The organism is Caballeronia sp. NK8 (assembly GCF_018408855.1).
Taxonomy (GTDB): domain Bacteria; phylum Pseudomonadota; class Gammaproteobacteria; order Burkholderiales; family Burkholderiaceae; genus Caballeronia.
Genome location: NZ_AP024322.1, coordinates 851882 through 867770, shown reverse-complemented (window position 1 = coordinate 867770; position 15889 = coordinate 851882). Strand labels below are relative to the sequence as shown.

Sequence of the window (15889 nt, the reverse complement as noted above, 5' to 3'; positions counted from 1 at the left end):
TCCGTGCGCCCGAGATCGATGAACAAGCTCATCCTGCACCGTGCGATCGCAGCGCTCGGCCTCGCGGCGCTGGCATTCGCGTGCTGGATCGCCGCCGGCTTGTTGTCGGACCGAATGGTACAACAGGAGATGACGGCGACCGTACGCACCGAGCGCCAGATGGCGGCATCGATCGTCGATAACATGGCGCAGATCATCGCGAGCGACCTGGCGATGTCGCGCGCCATTCCCGCCACGCTCGCGCAGATGGACCTCACGCAGCGGGCGCTGGCGGAGTCGCGGAATTATGCCTCGAACCCGGCCGGGACGGAACTCGAACGCCGCAGCGACTGGACTGCGCGCCCGGCGCTCGCGAAGGTCAATCACTTCCTGCACGAGGCGCAGGGCTTCTCGGGCCTCGACTCCATCTGGCTCGTCAACGAGAAGGGATTTTGCATCGCGTCGAGCAACGCCGCGGACGACGACAGTTTCATCGGCTATGACATGAGCGGGCGGGGATACGTCGCGCGGGCGCTGCTCGGCGGCTTCGTCGAGATGTACGGCGTCGGCCGGCTCTCCGGCGAGCCGGGCATTTTCATCGCGGCGCCCGCCTATGAAGACGGCATTCTGGTCGGCGGCGTGATCGCCAAGGTGAGCATCGACCGGCTGCGGCACTGGGTATCGCGCGCCGGCACCTTCGTGACCGACGAGAACGGCGTCGTCGTGATGGCCCACGACGGCCGGCTCGAATACGAGGCGATGCCCAATGCGCCGGTCGCGCGCATGACCGAGCACGAACGCGTCGAGCATTATCGACGCGAGTCGTTTCCGGAGCTGCGCGTGTCGCACATCGGCGAGCAGATGCGCGCCTCCGAGCACTGGCTCGCGCCCGCGCTCGCGCAGACCTTCTACGCGGCGAACGGCAGCAACGTGCCGTCGCTCTACGACGAGCGCACCGGGCTCAATTCGGGGCTCTCGGCGCACATCGTGCATCCGCTCACGAGCTGGCCGGAAATCAGCCGCAACCACAGCCGCGACCGCGTCCTCGTGTTTCTGACGATGCTCGGCGTCGTGACGCTCGCCATCGTGATCGCGATTTCCTACTCGCGGGAGCGGCGCCTGCATCGCGCGACTCGCGATCTCGCCGAGCAACTGCAATCGGCCAATACGCTGCTGTCGGCCGAGGCGCGCCACGATGCGCTGACGGGCGCCCTCTCGCGGCGTTACTTCCTCGACACCTTGCGCCATGAAGTGGAGCTCGCGCGTGCCGCGGGCGCGCCGCTGTCGGTCGCCATTGCCGATCTCGATCACTTCAAGCAGGTCAACGACCGCTTCGGGCACGCATCGGGCGATCGCGCGCTGGAGCATTTCGTCGAGGTGTGCCGCGCGCAGCTCCGTCCGAGCGATGCGATCGGACGGCTCGGCGGCGAGGAATTCGGGATTCTCCTGCCGCAAACCTCGCTCGCCGACGCGCAGGCCGTGCTGGAGCGCCTCAGAAAGCGCTTCCACCACGAACACTGCGCGCATCTGCCGGACGACGCGGTGTTGTCGGTGTCCATCGGCATCACCGAGCTTGCGCCCGACGACGCGCTCGAATGGATCCTGTCGCGCGCCGACCTGGCGCTCTACGAGGCGAAATCGCGCGGCCGCGACCGCAGCGAGGTGCGCCCCGCCGATCCCGGCTCGTCGACGCGGTATCCCGAGAACACGCTCGCGGGCAAGTAAGCGACGCGTCCATTCATCGCACGATCATGCGTATGTCGCGGCGCGCAACGCATCGCGCAGGTATCATCGATATACGAAATCGAATGCCGCTGGCGTGAATCGGGAGAATTGCATGAAGGGAAATCTGGTCATCGTGTGCCGGGATCAGGACGCTGAAACGTTCGACCACCTGCTCGCCGAGTACGGCTCGTTTCAGACGCGGCTTTCGTCGACGGCGTGGTTCCTGAAGATCGATCTCGCGCCCGAAGTGATTCAGGAAGAGATTCTCTCGCGGCTCGGCAAGTACACGACGCACTACATCTTCGAAGCGTCGACGGTCACGTACAACACGGTGGACAGCGAAGCGGCGTCGGCGCTCGATACGCTGTTCGACTGACGCCGCGCCGTTACAGCGCGCGTTCTTCGTGCTGCGGACCGGCGCGGCGTTCGGCCACCGGCCGCGTGGCGATGTCGAACGGGAAGGTCATCGCGACCTCCAGGCCGCCGTCGGCGCGATTGCCGATTTCGCACTCGCCGCCCGCGCGCCGCGCAAGCCGCTCCACGATGGCGAGCCCGAGCCCGCTATGGCCGCTGCCGCCGCGCGCCGGATCGAGCCGCACGAACGGCCGGCTCGCCTTGATGAGATCGTCCGGCGCAATGCCCTTGCCGTGATCCGACACGGACAATACCCACCCCTTCGCGTCCCGCCGCGTCGCGATGACGACGGGCGGCGCGCCATACGCATGCGCGTTATCGAGCAGATTCGACAGCAGCCGGTCGAGCGTGGCCGCGGGCAGCGCGAACGCCGGCCCTGCCTCGAGATTCAAGCGCACAGGCTGCGCGCCCGGCGCGACCGCGCGATACGCGCGCGCGATACGCTCGCATTGCTCGTCGACCGGAACCGGCTCGCTGCCGTCCGGCCGGTCGTGCGCGAACACGAGAAACTGATCGACGATATGCGCCATCGAATCGACGTCGCGCACGACGCCGTCGCGCATCTTCTCGTCGTCCATCATTTCGGCGCGCAGGCGCAGGCGCGCGAGCGGCGTCTTCAGATCGTGCGCGACGCCCGCGAGCATCACCGCGCGATCGTTCTCGGTCTGTGAGACTTCGCGCACCATCTGATTGAAGCCGTGCGTGAGCTGGCGTAATTCGCGCGGGCCGCGCTCGGGCACGGGCGGCGTCGGCTGGCCGCGTCCGAAGCGCGCGACGGCCTGCGCAAGCGAACGCAACGGATATTGCAACTGCCACGCGCCGAAGAGAGCTGCGAGCACGGCCGTCGAGAAAATCAGCGCGAGCCACACGAGCATGCGGTCGCGCGAGCGCGGCGGACGCAACGGCTGCACCGGCACGACGACCCATCCCGTGTCCTTTGCGCCATGCACCCACACGCTCGGCGGGCCGCCGGGCTCGCTCAGGCGGACGTCGGTGCCATCGGGCAGACGGTCTTTCAGGTCCTCGACGAAACGCAGCAACGGAGGCGGCATGTTCTCGTCGGGTTGTCTCGGCACGTCCGGGCTATCGGGCGCCACCAGGCGAACGCGCGGCGGCAAGGGCTGATCGGGCGTATTGGCGATGTGCTGGCGCACCGCTTCGACGAGAAACACTGCCTCCTCGACGGCGAAGCGCGTCTGCACGTTGTCGCGCTCGAAGCGGATGATCGCGAACCACGCGACATGCGAGAGCACCAGCATGCCGATGACGATGACGACCAGCCGGCCGAACAGCGTGTCAATTGCCCGGCGCATTTTGCTCGCCGTCCGGCACGAACACGTAACCGCGCCCCCGCACCGTCTGGATGAAGCGCGGCGCCGACGGATCGGTCTCCAGGATGCGGCGCAGGCGCCACACCTGCACGTCGATGCCGCGGTCGGTGCCGTCGTATTCCGGGCCGTGCAGCAGTTCGAGCAGGCGTTCGCGCGTGAGCGTACGCATCGGGTTGTTCACGAAAATCTTGAGCAGCGCGAATTCGCTGCCGGACAGCGTGAGCGGCCTGTCGTCCTGTTGCAGCGTGCGCGACTGGAAATCCAGCCGGAAGCGGCCGAACGAATACGGCTCGCGCTGCTCGGGCGCGGCTGACGGAATCGTGCGGCGGCGGCGCAGCACGGCCTGCACGCGCGCGAGCAGCTCGCGCGGGTTGAACGGCTTGCCGAGGTAATCGTCCGCGCCCAGCTCCAGACCGACGATGCGGTCCACGTCGTCCGCGCGCGCGGTCAGCATGATGACGGGGATGTCGTCGCCGGACGCACGCAGCTGTTTGAGCGCGGTCAGCCCGTCGACGCCCGGCATCATCAGATCGAGCACGATCAGATCCGGCCGCTCGCGTTCGATGCGGCGTTCGAGTCCACCGGCGTCATGCAGCACCGATACCTCGATGCCCTGCCGGACCAGATAGTCGCGCAGAAGGTCGCGCAGTTCGGCGTCGTCGTCGACGACAAGTATTTGCGTAGTCATGGGAGTGAGTTTAGCGCGTGAGCCGGACCTCGATTGATGACAGCCCTGCCATAAGGGTTACGGGGTGTTACGACGAAAGCGAGGCGTAAACCGGCGTAACAAGCCTGAACCATGCCGTAACACGCGCCCCGTTGCGAACCCCTACGCTGTGTCTCACCGACAAGCGCAAGACCTCGACGCACTTTCCGATACGTCGAACACGGCCTCGCGGCTTCGGCTTCGAAAACAATCAAGGGAGTATCGAGATGGCCAAGCAATACCGCATTCTCACCGCCGCCGCTGCGGCAATCGCGCTGACGTTCGGCACGGCCTACGCCGCCACGAACGACGCACCGGGCGCGCCGGCCCCCGGCGGCCCGGCCATGATGGGCGGCCACGGCGGCCACGGCGGTCACCGCATGGAAATGCGCATGCAGAAGCAACTGGATGAGCTGCACGGCCAGTTGAAGCTGAACGCGGATCAGGAAAAGCTGTGGCAGACCGCGCTCACCACGATGAAGCAGAACCATCAGGCCATGCGCGAAAGCCACAAGCAGATGCGCGATCAGTTCAAGTCGATGGAAAACCAGCCGATCCTCGACCTGAACGCGATGCACGCGGCGCATCAGAAGATCGAGGCGCAGAACGCGCAACTGCGTGAGCAGACCGCGACCGCGTGGCTCAACTTCTACAACTCGTTGAACGATCAGCAGAAAACCACCGTCAGCACCGCGCTCAAGAAGCATTTCGCGAAGATGCACGAGCGCTGGGGCAAGCACCGCGACGGCTCGCACGGCGCGCCGGGAGCGGCAGCGGGTGCATCGGCCACCGCGAAGCCGTAAGCGGCCGGAACGGCCAAAACAAAAGCCGCGGAGCTTCACGCTCCGCGGCTTTCTTCACATCGAAAACGCAACGCTCAGGCGAGGTCGAACAACAGCACTTCCGCGTTCTCGCCCTTCTCCAGCGTGACCTTAGAGATGTCCTCGAGCTTCGCGGCATCGCCGGCCCCGAGCGCCTCGCCGTTCACCGTCACCGCGCCGCGCGCCACGTGCACATAGACGCGGCGGCCCACCGGCACGTCGAAGTCCGCGCGTTCGTCGCCGTCGAACAGACCTGCGAAGATGCGCGCGTCCGCGCCGATGTTCACCGCCCCTTCCGCACCACCGGGCGCTGCGATCACGCGCAGCCGGCCGCGCTTTTCCTCGTCCGCAAAGCGCTTTTCCTCATAACCCGGCGCGCCGCCCGGCGCATCCGGAATGATCCAGATCTGCAGGAAGTGCGCGGTTTCCGTCGGCGAACCATTGAACTCGCTGTGGCGCACGCCCGTGCCGGCGCTCATGCGCTGCACGTCGCCGGGACGGATCGTCGAGCCGTTGCCCATGCTGTCGCGGTGCGCGAGCGCGCCCTCGAGCACGTAGCTCACGATTTCCATATCGCGATGGCCGTGCGCGCCGAAACCCTGCCCGCCCGCGACGCGGTCTTCGTTGATCACGCGCAGTGCGCCGAAGTGCGTGTTCTGCGGATCGTAGTAATCGGCGAAGGAGAACGTGTGATAGGAGTCGAGCCAGCCGTGGTTGGCGTGACCCCGTTCGTTGCTGCGGCGAATCTCGAACATGATGTTTGCTCCCGCCCAAGGCGTTGTTTTGCGATGGGGAGAATGTAAGGGCGGCGCCCCTTCGGAACAACGGCCGCAACGGCACTACATCGTTCCGCCCATGCATGTAATCGGACGCGTCCGGCTTCGGACCCGCGCGCGGCGGCTTCGGGTAAAATACCGCGCTTTTCGGGGCGGCGGCGCGTCAATCGCGCGCTGGCGGGGTCGGCAGCAACGGCAATCCAATTTTGGCCACCTAGAATACGGACCGCCGGCTGAGGAAAACATGAAACCATACGCAACGCGCGAACGACCGTCGCGCGCCGCGCCGATTGCACGCCATGCAGCACTCCATGCACGTTAGGCACCTTACCAAGGAATCACCATGTTGCAAGGCTACGGTCCGCTGATCCTCGCGGGCACCTGGCAGACCGTCAAGCTGGCGGTGCTGTCGCTCGTGTTCGCCTTCGTGATCGGACTCATCGGCGCGGCGGCGAAGCTGTCGAAAAACCGCCTGACGTCGGGTCTCGGCACGGTCTACACGACGCTGATTCGCGGCGTGCCCGATCTCGTGCTGATGCTGCTGCTCTTCTACAGCATCCAGATCTGGCTGAACCTGTTCACCGACGCGATGGGCTGGGATCAGATCGACATCGATCCGTTCCTCGCCGGCATTCTGGTGCTGGGCTTCATCTACGGCGCGTACTTCACCGAAACCTTCCGCGGCGCGTTTCTCTCGGTGCCGCGCGGCCAGCTCGAAGCGGGCGCGGCCTACGGCATGTCGCCATGGCAGACCTTCTCGCGCATCATGTTTCCGCAGATGATGCGCTTCGCGCTGCCGGGCATCGGCAACAACTGGCAGGTGATGGTCAAGGCGACGGCGCTCGTGTCGATCATCGGGCTCGCGGACGTCGTCAAGGCCTCGCAGGACGCGGGCAAGGGCACGCTGCGTTTCTTCTTCTTCACGCTTCTCGCGGGCGCGATCTATCTCGCGATCACCACGATCTCGAACCTCGTGCTGATCTGGCTGGAGCGGCGCTATTCCATCGGCGTGCGCCGCGCCGACCTCTAATCGGTCCAATCAAGAGCGGCAGGGATCATGATCGAAATCATCCAGGAATACTGGAAGAACTACCTCTTCACCGACGGCTACCGCATCACCGGTCTCGCGATCACGATGTGGCTGCTGGTCATTTCCATCGGCCTCGGCTTCTGTCTTTCGGTGCCGCTCTCGGTCGCGCGCGTGTCGAAGAACAAGCTGCTGTCGCGCTCGGTGTGGCTGTACACGTATGTGTTTCGCGGCACGCCGCTCTACGTTCAGCTGCTGCTGTGCTACACGGGTCTGTACAGCCTGCAGGTCGTGCGTGATCACATGCTGCTCGCCGAGTTCTTCCGCAGCGGCATGAATTGCACGCTGCTCGCGTTCACGCTGAACACCTGCGCGTACACGACCGAAATCTTCGCCGGAGCGATCAAGGCGACGCCCTACGGCGAAATCGAAGCTGCGCGCGCCTACGGCATGTCCTCGTTCACGCTGTATCGGCGGGTGATCCTGCCGTCGGCCTTGCGACGCGCGCTGCCGTACTACAGCAACGAGGTCATCCTGATGCTGCACGCGACGACCGTCGCATTCACAGCCACCGTGCCGGATATCCTCAAGATCGCGCGCGATGTGAATTCGGCGACGTATCAGTCTTTCGAGGCGTTCGGCCTCGCCGCCCTGCTCTATCTCTGCATTTCGTTCGCGCTCGTGTGGCTGTTCCGCCGCGCCGAGCATCGCTGGCTCGCTTATTTGCGGCCGCAAGGCAAATAAGACCATCGCGTCAGCCAAGGACTCTTCATGAATTCCCAGATGCACAAGCTTTTCGTCGACGACATTCACAAGCAGTACGGCAACAACGAAGTTCTGAAGGGCGTTTCGCTCAAGGCGAAGGCCGGCGATGTGATCAGCATCATCGGCTCGTCGGGCTCGGGCAAGAGCACGATGCTGCGTTGTATCAACTTTCTCGAGCAGCCGAACCAGGGGCGCATCTTCGTCGACGGCAGCGAAGTTCGCACGCTGAAGGACAAGACCGGCGCGCTCAAGGTCGCCGACCCGAAGCAGCTTCGGCAGGTGCGCTCGAAACTCTCGATGGTGTTCCAGCACTTCAATCTGTGGTCGCACATGAACGTGCTGGAGAACGTGACCGAGGCGCCGGTCAACGTGCTCGGGCTCTCGAAGAAGGAAGCCGAGGAGCGCGCGCGCACGTATCTGGAGAAGGTCGGGCTCGCGCCGCGCGTGGAGAAGCAGTATCCGTCGCATCTGTCGGGCGGACAGCAGCAGCGCGTGGCGATCGCCCGCGCGCTCGCGATGCATCCCGACGTCATGCTGTTCGACGAGCCGACCTCCGCGCTCGACCCCGAGCTGGTCGGCGAAGTGCTGAAAGTGATGCAGACGCTCGCCGAGGAAGGCCGCACGATGATCGTCGTCACGCACGAGATGGCGTTCGCGCGCAATGTGTCGAACCATGTGGTGTTTCTGCATCAGGGGCGCATCGAGGAAGAAGGTCATCCGGATGCGGTCTTCGGCAACACGAAGAGCGAACGGCTCAGGCAGTTCCTGTCGGGCAGCCTCAAGTAACCGGCACGACCGCTGCCGGAAGCAACCTTCCACTCCAGAAGAGGCGCCCGAGAGGCGCTTTTTTTGCGCCCGGGCGCGTGGCGCAGCGCCTGTTCCCCGATCTGCTTCGGCCTAACGCCGCGACACGTTCGCGTCAATAGGCGACAAACCTGACCCTGAAACTTACAACAAACTGAAGCCCTTATGGGATAAGGCTTTGCAGGCCGTTTCCCATGCTATGGGTAATACGCCTAGCACATGGGCATTGCATTTTTGACACAAACGTTCCCGGATCGCCAAATTTCTTTGGCGGCTATAACGTATTTTGTTAAATTGGTAACGAAAGTACCAAAACGAAGTTCTCAAAAAGTAGTTTTACTTCAAAAGTCCAAAAGAAACGGAGGACGGCACCGATCGACGGATCGGCGTCGGGTTCGCGCCCACGACGCGCGAATTGCCACACAGCACTGCAGCCCGCGCGTCCTTCCTCTGAAAACAATTTTCGGTTGGGTGCGCCCGCATCGAACCACACGGCAGCACTTGGGTTCTATTTCTTGACAGGGTTGGAGGAGATGATGAAAAAAGCTTTGCTCGCGTCGGCAGCACTGCTGACGTTCAGCGCAGTGGCACACGCTCAGAGCAGCGTGACGCTGTATGGCCGCCTGGACGCGGGGCTCGAATACATGAACGGCGTGCCGACAGGCGTGGGCGCCAACGGCGCGGCCACCGGCAGCTCACACCGCTTCAAGGCGGAAAGCGGCGACTGGGGTACGAGCCTGTGGGGCATGAAGGGCGTCGAAGACCTGGGCGGCGGCTACCGCGCCGTGTTCCAGTTGGAAGGCAGCTTCAACACCATGACGGGTCAGGGCCCGGGCGGCGGCGGTCTCTTCAATCGCTGGGCGACGGTCGGTGTCGCCAACAACCAGTTCGGTACCCTGTTGCTGGGTCGTGAACTCTTCATCTCCAACGGCGTGTGGGACTTCGATCCGTTCGGTCAGTCGAACTGGTCGTCGGCGTCGCTGGTGCGTGGCCGCAACTGGCCGCAATCGAGCAACAACATTTCGTACCAGTCGCCGAAGTTCGCGGGCCTCGACTTCTACGGTCAGTACTCGCTCTCCAACGCGACTAACTGGAACGGTAACGGCACGACTCCGCAAGGCCGTAATGCGGGCGCGTATATCACCTATACGACCCCGCTCTTCCAGATCCGCGGTATGTACGATGAAATCCGCAATCCGGCCAACGGCACGCTCGGCGGCGTATACGACCCGATCAATGCGGCCAACTCCGGCGCGGTCAACGGTGCGTATGGCTTCTCGCGTGAGTACACGGCGATGTTCAACGTGTTCCTCGGCCAGTTCAAGATCCAGGGCGCGTATCAGGCGATTCGCACCGCTGGCATGACGGGCCAGTTGCCCGGTCAGCCGACGACGCTCGATCACGAGTGGGGCGGCGTGACGTGGCAAGCGACGCCGGCGGCCGCGCTGATCGCGGCGGTCTACCACGTGAACGGCAACAACGGCGCGGGTAACGCGACCATCTACACGGCCGGCGGTTCGTACAACCTGTCCAAGCGCACCCTGCTGGATCTGCAGGTCGCGACGGTGCAGAACAGCAAGGGCGCAAACTACGGCCTGAACGCCAACAACTACGGTACGTCGGCTGCGACCGACAACCCGATCATCGGCCACAGCCAGACGGGCGTGTACGCAGGTATCCAGCACTCGTTCTGATCGGCGAGTCTGACCAAAGAGTCTTTTAGAAGGTTTTCACGCTGCTGCGAGAGGCGCGTATCGGTGCGGTGCCCGAAAGGGTATCGCACCGTTTTTTATTTGAGCACGCGATTCGCCTAGCACTCCCGAAGAATTTGTCAAGTCGAACAACAAAAACTACAAATCGGCGGCGCTCGAAAAGATAGTTCTCCTCCAAAATTCGAAATCGGGTCGAACCGGATGCGCAACACAATGCGATTGCCCGGTCGATTCGAACACATCACAGAAATTTCGAGTTTCACCTTATTTTGGGGTTTGGAGGAGATGATGAAGAAGGCTTTGCTCGCGGCAGCGGCGCTATTGACATTCAGCGCGGTCGCGCAAGCACAGAGCAGCGTGACGCTCTATGGTCGTCTGGACGCGGGGCTCGAATACATGAACGGCGTGCCCACCGGCGCGGGTCCGAACGGCGCGGCCACCGGCACCTCGCATCGGTTCAGGGCGGAGAGCGGCGACTGGGGCACGAGCCTGTGGGGCCTGAAAGGCGCGGAAGATCTGGGTGGCGGCAATCGCGCCGTGTTCCAGCTGGAAGGCAGCTTCAACACCATGACGGGTCAGGGTCCGGGCGGCGGCGGTCTCTTCAATCGCTGGGCGACGGTCGGTATCTCGAACAACCAGTTCGGTACGGTACTGCTGGGCCGCGAGCTCTTCATTTCGAACGGCGTATGGGACTTCGATCCGTTCGGTCAGTCGAACTGGTCGTCGGCTTCGCTGGTGCGTGGCCGCAACTGGCCGCAATCGAGCAACAACATTTCGTACCAGTCGCCGAAGGTGGCGGGCTTCGACTTCTACGGCCAGTACGCGCTCTCGAACTCGACCAACTGGAACGGCAACGGCACCACGGCCCAAGGCCGCGAGGCCGGCGCACAGATCACCTACACGGCGCCGCTCTTCCAGATTCGCGGCATCTACGACGAGATTCGCAATCCGGCCAACGGTACGCTCGGCGGCACGTACCGCGACGGCGGTAACGGCGCCTACGCCTACTCGCGCGAATACACGGCGATGCTCAACGTGTTCCTCGGCCAGTTCAAGCTGCAAGGCGGCTATCAGGCGATCCGCAGCGCCGGCATGTCGGGCCAGTTGCCCGGCCAGCCGACCACGCTCGATCACGAATGGGGCGGCGTGACATGGCAGGCGACGCCGGCGGCAGCGCTGATCGGCGCGGTCTATCACGTGAACGGCAACAACGGCGCGGGCAACGCGACCATCTACACGGTCGGCGGTTCGTACAACCTGTCGAAGCGCACGCTGTTCGACATCCAGGTCGCGACGGTGCAGAACAGCAAGACCGCGAACTACGGTCTGAACGCCAACAACTTCGGCACGGCGGCATCGACGGACAACCCCTTCGCAGGCCACAGCCAGACGGGCGTGTACGCGGGCATCCAGCACTCGTTCTAAGAACACAGCAAAGAAGGTTTTCACGCCGCTGCGAGAGGCGCGTGCCGGTGCGATACCCAGCGTGGTATCGCACCGTTTTTTTCGAGCGTCGATGAAAAAGGCCGCCGATGCGTGAGCACCGGCGGCCTTTTGCGTCGATGTCGGAACGCGTCTAGTCCCGCGCCATGCCCGACGCGCCGTGGCTCAGCCAGTCGAGCACCGCAGCCGCGTCCTCGCCGCCCGATTGACGCGCCTTCGCGACCGTCTCGCTGATCTTCGCGCCCGGCTTCGGCGCGGCACGGCGGATCGCCACGCCGACGGCGAGAATATCGATGATCACGAGATGCAGGATGCGCGAGATCATCGAGAGCTGCGATTCGCGTATCTCGATGTGATCCGTCTCCAGCGCGACCGTCGCGCGCTTGGCGAGCGGCGTATTGCTCGACGTGATCGCGATGACCGTCGCGCCCTGCTGCATCGCCACTTCGAGCACGCGCAACAGTTCCGGCGCCCGGCCCGACTTCGACACGGCCACGATCACGTCGCCCTTGCCGAGCAGCGCCGCTGACGCCGCCTGCATGTACAGATCGCCGTAAGCGATGGTCGGGATGCCGAAGCGGAAGAACTTGTAATGCGCGTCCTGCGCGACGATGTTCGAATTCCCGAGCCCGTAAAACTCGATGCGCCGCGCGCCGTTCAGGATATCGATCGCGCGCTCGACGTTCTCGAAGTTCAGATGCTCGCGCAACTGAAGGATCGCAGACACGGTGTTGTCGAGCACTTTCGCGCCGAAATCGGTGGCGGTATCGCCGAGATGCACCTGGCTGTGGCTCACCGGAATCGTGCCCGTGAGGCCCGTCGCGAGCTTCAGCTTGAAGTCCGACAGACCCTGGCAGCCGAGCGAGCGGCAAAAGCGGATCACGGTCGGCTGGCTCACGTCGGCCTTGCGCGCGATGTCGATGATCGGATCGTTGATGATCGAGCGCGGATGATTGAGCGCGAGATCGGCGACGCGCCGCTCGGCGGGCGTCAGGGCGTCGCGCATTTGCCGGATGCGCTCGAACACCGCCGACGAGCCCCTGTTCGCGCGGTTCGACAGTTGCTCCGAGAGAATCGCGGAGACGCCGAGAAACGCCGGATATTCCGCCGTGATGATGTAAGTGGGAATGCCCGACAGATACTGCTGGAAGCGCCCTTTCGCCTCGAAACGCTCGCGAAACGGCGACTTGTGGAACAGTTCACCGAGTTTCAGCACGATGCCGCCGCCGATATAGATACCGCCCAGCGCGCCCAGCGTCACCGCGATATTCCCGGAGAACGTGCCGAGAATCGCGCAGAAGCAGTTCACCACTTCGAGCGCGAGCGCTTCGCCCGCGAGCGCGCGGTTCGTGACGTCGGCGGCGTTGAAGGTATCGGCGACCGTGACGTTGTCGCGCTCCGCGAGCGCGCGGTAGATCAATTCGAGCCCTTGCCCCGCGCATACGCGTTCGAACGACACGTGCGGAAACTTGCGGCGCGCATAGCGCATCACGATGTCTTCGCGTTCGTCGAACGGCGAGAACGTGGCGTGGCCGCCTTCGCTGCCGAGCGCGATCCAGCGGTCATCGGCCGGAATCAGACCCGACACGCCCAGCCCCGTGCCCGGACCGAGCAGGCCGATCACACTGTTCTGCCGGCGCGAGCCGCCGCCGACCTGCTCGCGCTGCGCGTCGGTGAGACCGGGCAGCGCCATCGCGAGCGCGGTGAAGTCGTTCACGACGAGCAGCGTGTCGAAGCCGAGCGCGCGGCGCGTCGCCTCGATCGAAAAGCTCCAGTCGTGATTGGTCATCTTCACGTGATCGCCGTCGACGGGATTCGCGATCGCGATCGCCGCATGATTCACGCGGCCGACCTTCGTGTCCTTCAGATACTGCTGCATCACCTCCGCGATGCCGGGGTAATCGGCTCCCGGATACACGCGGATCTGCCCGATCTCGCCGGGCGCGGTCTCCAGCGCGAAGCGCGCGTTGGTGCCGCCGATGTCGGCCAGGAGCCGCGGTCCGTCGGCGTGCTGCGTCGCTGTCTTATGCACACCAGTAGACATCGAGCTTCACTCCTTCAGCGTGGGCCAGCGTCGAGATGGCGTTCTTTTGCGGCGCGGCGAGCGCCGCGTTCAGTACGTCGAGTTTCTTCTGCCCGGCGATGAAGAGATATACCTGCCCGATCTGCTTCAATGCCGACATCGACAGGCTCACGCGCGCGTGCGGCGCCGCGCCCGGATGCACGGCGATGAAACGCTCCGGCGTCGAGATCGCGACATCCCATTCGGGCGCGTCGGCGAAGATCGAGGCTGTGTGGCCGTCTTCGCCCATGCCGAGCACGGCGACATCCGGCAGGCGGCGGCGCGCGTCGGCATTCAGTTCGGCGATGTGCGTCTCCAGCGGCTTGCCCGTATCCACGAGCGGCAGGAAGTACGCCGCCGCGCCCGCGTTCTGCAGCAGCGTGTCGCGCACGAGCTGTGCGTTGCTCGCCGGATCGGTCTCGGGCACCCAGCGGTCGTCGACGAGCGTCACGTCGATGTGCGCCCAGTCGAGCGGCGCATGCGAGAGCGTCTGCAAGAATGGCTTGGGGCTCGTGCCGCCCGATACCGCGAGCGTGGCGTGAGCGGCCTGTCCATTGGCGTCAGCAGATGCCGCGCCCCTTGCCGCGAGGGACGCCTTCAGCGCGTCGCCCACGGCCTGCGCCAGCGCGTCCGAATGGGCGCGCGGATCGTCGAAAGTGCGAAGCTCGATCACTGCTCCTCCTGCTTGTTCTGGTTTATCGATCCGCTTTCTGTTCGCGCCATCGCAACGATGGACGAAGCGGTGTCCGGTATCGCCGTGCCCGCCGCGCGCCCCGCTCGGGCGGCGTCGGCGTCACGCCGTCAATTCTCTTCTTCGAGCCAGCACGTGCCCGCCTGCGCGAGCATCGCGCTCGACGCCGCCGGCCCCCACGTGCCCGCCGCGTAAGGCTTCGGCCGCGTCGTCGACGACGCCCACGCGTTCAGGATCGGCTCGACCCAGCGCCACGCCGCTTCCTGCTCGTCGCGCCGCACGAAGAGCGCGAGGCGGCCGTGAATCACGTCGAGCAGAAGGCGCTGATACGCCTCCATTTGTCCTTCCTTGAAGAACTGATCGAACGCGAGATCCAGATGCACGCTCGCGAGATTCATGCCCTCGCCGGGCTGCTTCGCCAGGCAATACAGGCGAATCGTCTCGTTGGGCTGCAGCCGGATCACGAGCCGGTTCGCGCCTGCGCGCAACGGCATCGAGCCGAGCGAGGAATGCGGCACCGCGCGAAAGTTCACGACGATCTCCGCGACGCGATCGGCCAGCCGCTTGCCGGTGCGCAGGAAAAACGGCACGCCCGCCCAGCGCCAGTTCTCGATTTCCACCTTCAGCGCGACGAAGGTTTCCGTCGTGCTGTCAGGGCGCACGCCTTTCTCGGTTGCATACGCCGGCACCGCCGTGCCGCGCACCACACCCGCATGATATTGCCCGCGCACCGCGAGCCGGCTGATGTCGCGCTCGTCGACCGGCTTGAGCGCGCGCAGCACGCGCAGCTTCTCGTCGCGTACGGAGTCGGAGTGCATCGAGTGCGGCGGCTCCATCGTCACGATGGAAAGCAGTTGCAGCAAATGGTTCTGCACCATGTCGCGCAGCGCGCCCGTATTGTCGTAGAAGTCGCCGCGCGCTTCCACGCCCAATTCCTCCGCGATCGTGATCTGGATGCTCTCGACCCATTCGCGGCGCCACAGCGGCTCGAACAGCGCGTTGCCGAAACGCAGCGCGAGCAGGTTCTGCACCGGCTCCTTGCCGAGATAGTGATCGATCCGGTAGATCTGCTCTTCCTGGAAGATTTCGCCGACCGCATCGTTGATCGCATTCGACGATTCGAGATCGTAGCCGAGCGGCTTCTCCAGCACGATGCGCGCGTTCTGATTCAGCCCGACATCGGCGAGCGCGCGGCAGATCGGCACGAACAGCGACGGGCCCGTCGCGAGATAGAACACGCGCGTGCCGCCGAATTGCGCGAGCGCGTCGCGCAGCAGCGCGAAGTCTTCCGCGCGGCCGAGGTCGAGCCCGACGTACTGAAAACGCTCGACGAAGCTGCGCCACGCGGCTTCGTCGAGGCCGCTCTTCGATACATGCGGCTTCACGTGATCCTCGACCCACGCGCGATAGTCGCCCTGCTCCATGGTCTCGCGCGCGACCGAGACGATCCTGCCCGCCGGATTGAGCGAGCCCGCGCGATGTGCCTCGAAGAGCGCGGGAAGAATCTTGCGCATCGAGAGGTCGCCGGTGCCGCCGAAGAGTACGAAGGTGAAGTTCGAGTCGCTTTGCATGTGTCTGAACGTGGGTTCGAGAGCCGGATGTGAGTCGATTCGGGGCGGGTCGCCCAATGAGA

General features: G+C 64.6%; 14 protein-coding genes. 8 read left to right on the top strand and 6 right to left on the bottom strand.

Annotation, left to right across the window (positions count from 1 at the left end):
* Positions 1-18: 18 nt before the first annotated feature.
* Positions 19-1704, top strand: coding sequence for a diguanylate cyclase (locus tag NK8_RS04070; protein ID WP_162065192.1), 1686 nt, complete (start codon positions 19-21; stop codon positions 1702-1704).
* A 112-nt stretch (positions 1705-1816) separates the two neighbouring features.
* Positions 1817-2080 (top strand): hypothetical protein, encoded by a 264-nt coding sequence (locus NK8_RS04065; protein WP_061179460.1) that lies wholly within the window; start codon positions 1817-1819, stop codon positions 2078-2080.
* Positions 2081-2090: 10 nt separating this feature from the next.
* Here the strand turns inward: NK8_RS04065 and NK8_RS04060 are convergent, their stop codons facing one another.
* On the bottom strand, positions 2091-3431 hold the full coding sequence (locus NK8_RS04060) for an ATP-binding protein (RefSeq protein ID WP_213227596.1): 1341 nt from the start codon (positions 3429-3431) through the stop codon (positions 2091-2093).
* The gene (locus NK8_RS04055; protein WP_162065190.1) at positions 3415-4137 is read right to left on the bottom strand and encodes a response regulator; all 723 of its coding nucleotides are present in this window, start codon (positions 4135-4137) and stop codon (positions 3415-3417) included. Before NK8_RS04055 ends, NK8_RS04060 begins: the two co-directional genes overlap by 17 nt.
* A gap of 245 nt (positions 4138-4382) precedes the next feature.
* Between NK8_RS04055 and NK8_RS04050 the strand changes: the two genes are divergently transcribed.
* Positions 4383-4958, top strand: coding sequence for a Spy/CpxP family protein refolding chaperone (locus NK8_RS04050; RefSeq protein ID WP_213227595.1), 576 nt, complete (start codon positions 4383-4385; stop codon positions 4956-4958).
* A 74-nt stretch (positions 4959-5032) separates the two neighbouring features.
* Here NK8_RS04050 and NK8_RS04045 read toward each other — a convergent pair whose 3' ends face one another.
* Positions 5033-5731, bottom strand: coding sequence for a pirin family protein (locus NK8_RS04045; protein WP_162065188.1), 699 nt, complete (start codon positions 5729-5731; stop codon positions 5033-5035).
* Between the two features lie 364 nt (positions 5732-6095).
* On the opposite strand from NK8_RS04045, the gene NK8_RS04040 reads away from it, so the two are divergent.
* From NK8_RS04040 to NK8_RS04020, 5 genes are all read left to right on the top strand, one after another.
* Complete coding sequence (locus tag NK8_RS04040) at positions 6096-6782, top strand: ABC transporter permease (RefSeq protein WP_213227592.1); 687 nt, start codon at positions 6096-6098, stop codon at positions 6780-6782.
* Positions 6783-6809: 27 nt separating this feature from the next.
* The gene (locus NK8_RS04035; protein ID WP_162065186.1) at positions 6810-7523 is read left to right on the top strand and encodes an ABC transporter permease; all 714 of its coding nucleotides are present in this window, start codon (positions 6810-6812) and stop codon (positions 7521-7523) included.
* A gap of 27 nt (positions 7524-7550) precedes the next feature.
* The gene (locus NK8_RS04030; RefSeq protein ID WP_162065185.1) at positions 7551-8330 is read left to right on the top strand and encodes an ABC transporter ATP-binding protein; all 780 of its coding nucleotides are present in this window, start codon (positions 7551-7553) and stop codon (positions 8328-8330) included.
* A gap of 554 nt (positions 8331-8884) precedes the next feature.
* The gene (locus NK8_RS04025) at positions 8885-10042 is read left to right on the top strand and encodes a porin (protein WP_061179480.1); all 1158 of its coding nucleotides are present in this window, start codon (positions 8885-8887) and stop codon (positions 10040-10042) included.
* Between the two features lie 306 nt (positions 10043-10348).
* A complete protein-coding gene (locus NK8_RS04020) occupies positions 10349-11485 on the top strand; it encodes a porin (protein ID WP_213227590.1) in 1137 nt (378 codons plus the stop codon).
* A 151-nt stretch (positions 11486-11636) separates the two neighbouring features.
* Here NK8_RS04020 and NK8_RS04015 read toward each other — a convergent pair whose 3' ends face one another.
* From NK8_RS04015 to zwf, 3 genes are all read right to left on the bottom strand, one after another.
* Positions 11637-13547 (bottom strand): bifunctional transcriptional regulator/glucokinase, encoded by a 1911-nt coding sequence (locus NK8_RS04015; protein ID WP_162065184.1) that lies wholly within the window; start codon positions 13545-13547, stop codon positions 11637-11639.
* Positions 13528-14238 (bottom strand): 6-phosphogluconolactonase, encoded by a 711-nt coding sequence (gene pgl / locus NK8_RS04010; protein ID WP_213227588.1) that lies wholly within the window; start codon positions 14236-14238, stop codon positions 13528-13530. Before pgl ends, NK8_RS04015 begins: the two co-directional genes overlap by 20 nt.
* 128 nt (positions 14239-14366) lie before the next feature.
* Positions 14367-15827 (bottom strand): glucose-6-phosphate dehydrogenase, encoded by a 1461-nt coding sequence (zwf, locus tag NK8_RS04005; RefSeq protein ID WP_162065182.1) that lies wholly within the window; start codon positions 15825-15827, stop codon positions 14367-14369.
* Positions 15828-15889: the final 62 nt, after the last annotated feature.

What these genes read in the sequence shown, in the direction of transcription:
- zwf (WP_162065182.1), bottom strand. Translation starts at nt 15,827, where the DNA reads ATGCAAAGCGACTCGAACTTCACCTTCGTACTCTTCGGCGGCACCGGC.
- NK8_RS04060 (WP_213227596.1), bottom strand. Translation starts at nt 3,431, where the DNA reads ATGCGCCGGGCAATTGACACGCTGTTCGGCCGGCTGGTCGTCATCGTC.
- NK8_RS04040 (WP_213227592.1), top strand. Translation starts at nt 6,096, where the DNA reads ATGTTGCAAGGCTACGGTCCGCTGATCCTCGCGGGCACCTGGCAGACC.
- NK8_RS04015 (WP_162065184.1), bottom strand. Translation starts at nt 13,547, where the DNA reads ATGTCTACTGGTGTGCATAAGACAGCGACGCAGCACGCCGACGGACCG.
- NK8_RS04045 (WP_162065188.1), bottom strand. Translation starts at nt 5,731, where the DNA reads ATGTTCGAGATTCGCCGCAGCAACGAACGGGGTCACGCCAACCACGGC.
- NK8_RS04050 (WP_213227595.1), top strand. Translation starts at nt 4,383, where the DNA reads ATGGCCAAGCAATACCGCATTCTCACCGCCGCCGCTGCGGCAATCGCG.
- NK8_RS04030 (WP_162065185.1), top strand. Translation starts at nt 7,551, where the DNA reads ATGAATTCCCAGATGCACAAGCTTTTCGTCGACGACATTCACAAGCAG.
- NK8_RS04035 (WP_162065186.1), top strand. Translation starts at nt 6,810, where the DNA reads ATGATCGAAATCATCCAGGAATACTGGAAGAACTACCTCTTCACCGAC.
- NK8_RS04020 (WP_213227590.1), top strand. Translation starts at nt 10,349, where the DNA reads ATGAAGAAGGCTTTGCTCGCGGCAGCGGCGCTATTGACATTCAGCGCG.
- NK8_RS04025 (WP_061179480.1), top strand. Translation starts at nt 8,885, where the DNA reads ATGAAAAAAGCTTTGCTCGCGTCGGCAGCACTGCTGACGTTCAGCGCA.
- NK8_RS04070 (WP_162065192.1), top strand. Translation starts at nt 19, where the DNA reads ATGAACAAGCTCATCCTGCACCGTGCGATCGCAGCGCTCGGCCTCGCG.
- NK8_RS04065 (WP_061179460.1), top strand. Translation starts at nt 1,817, where the DNA reads ATGAAGGGAAATCTGGTCATCGTGTGCCGGGATCAGGACGCTGAAACG.
- NK8_RS04055 (WP_162065190.1), bottom strand. Translation starts at nt 4,137, where the DNA reads ATGACTACGCAAATACTTGTCGTCGACGACGACGCCGAACTGCGCGAC.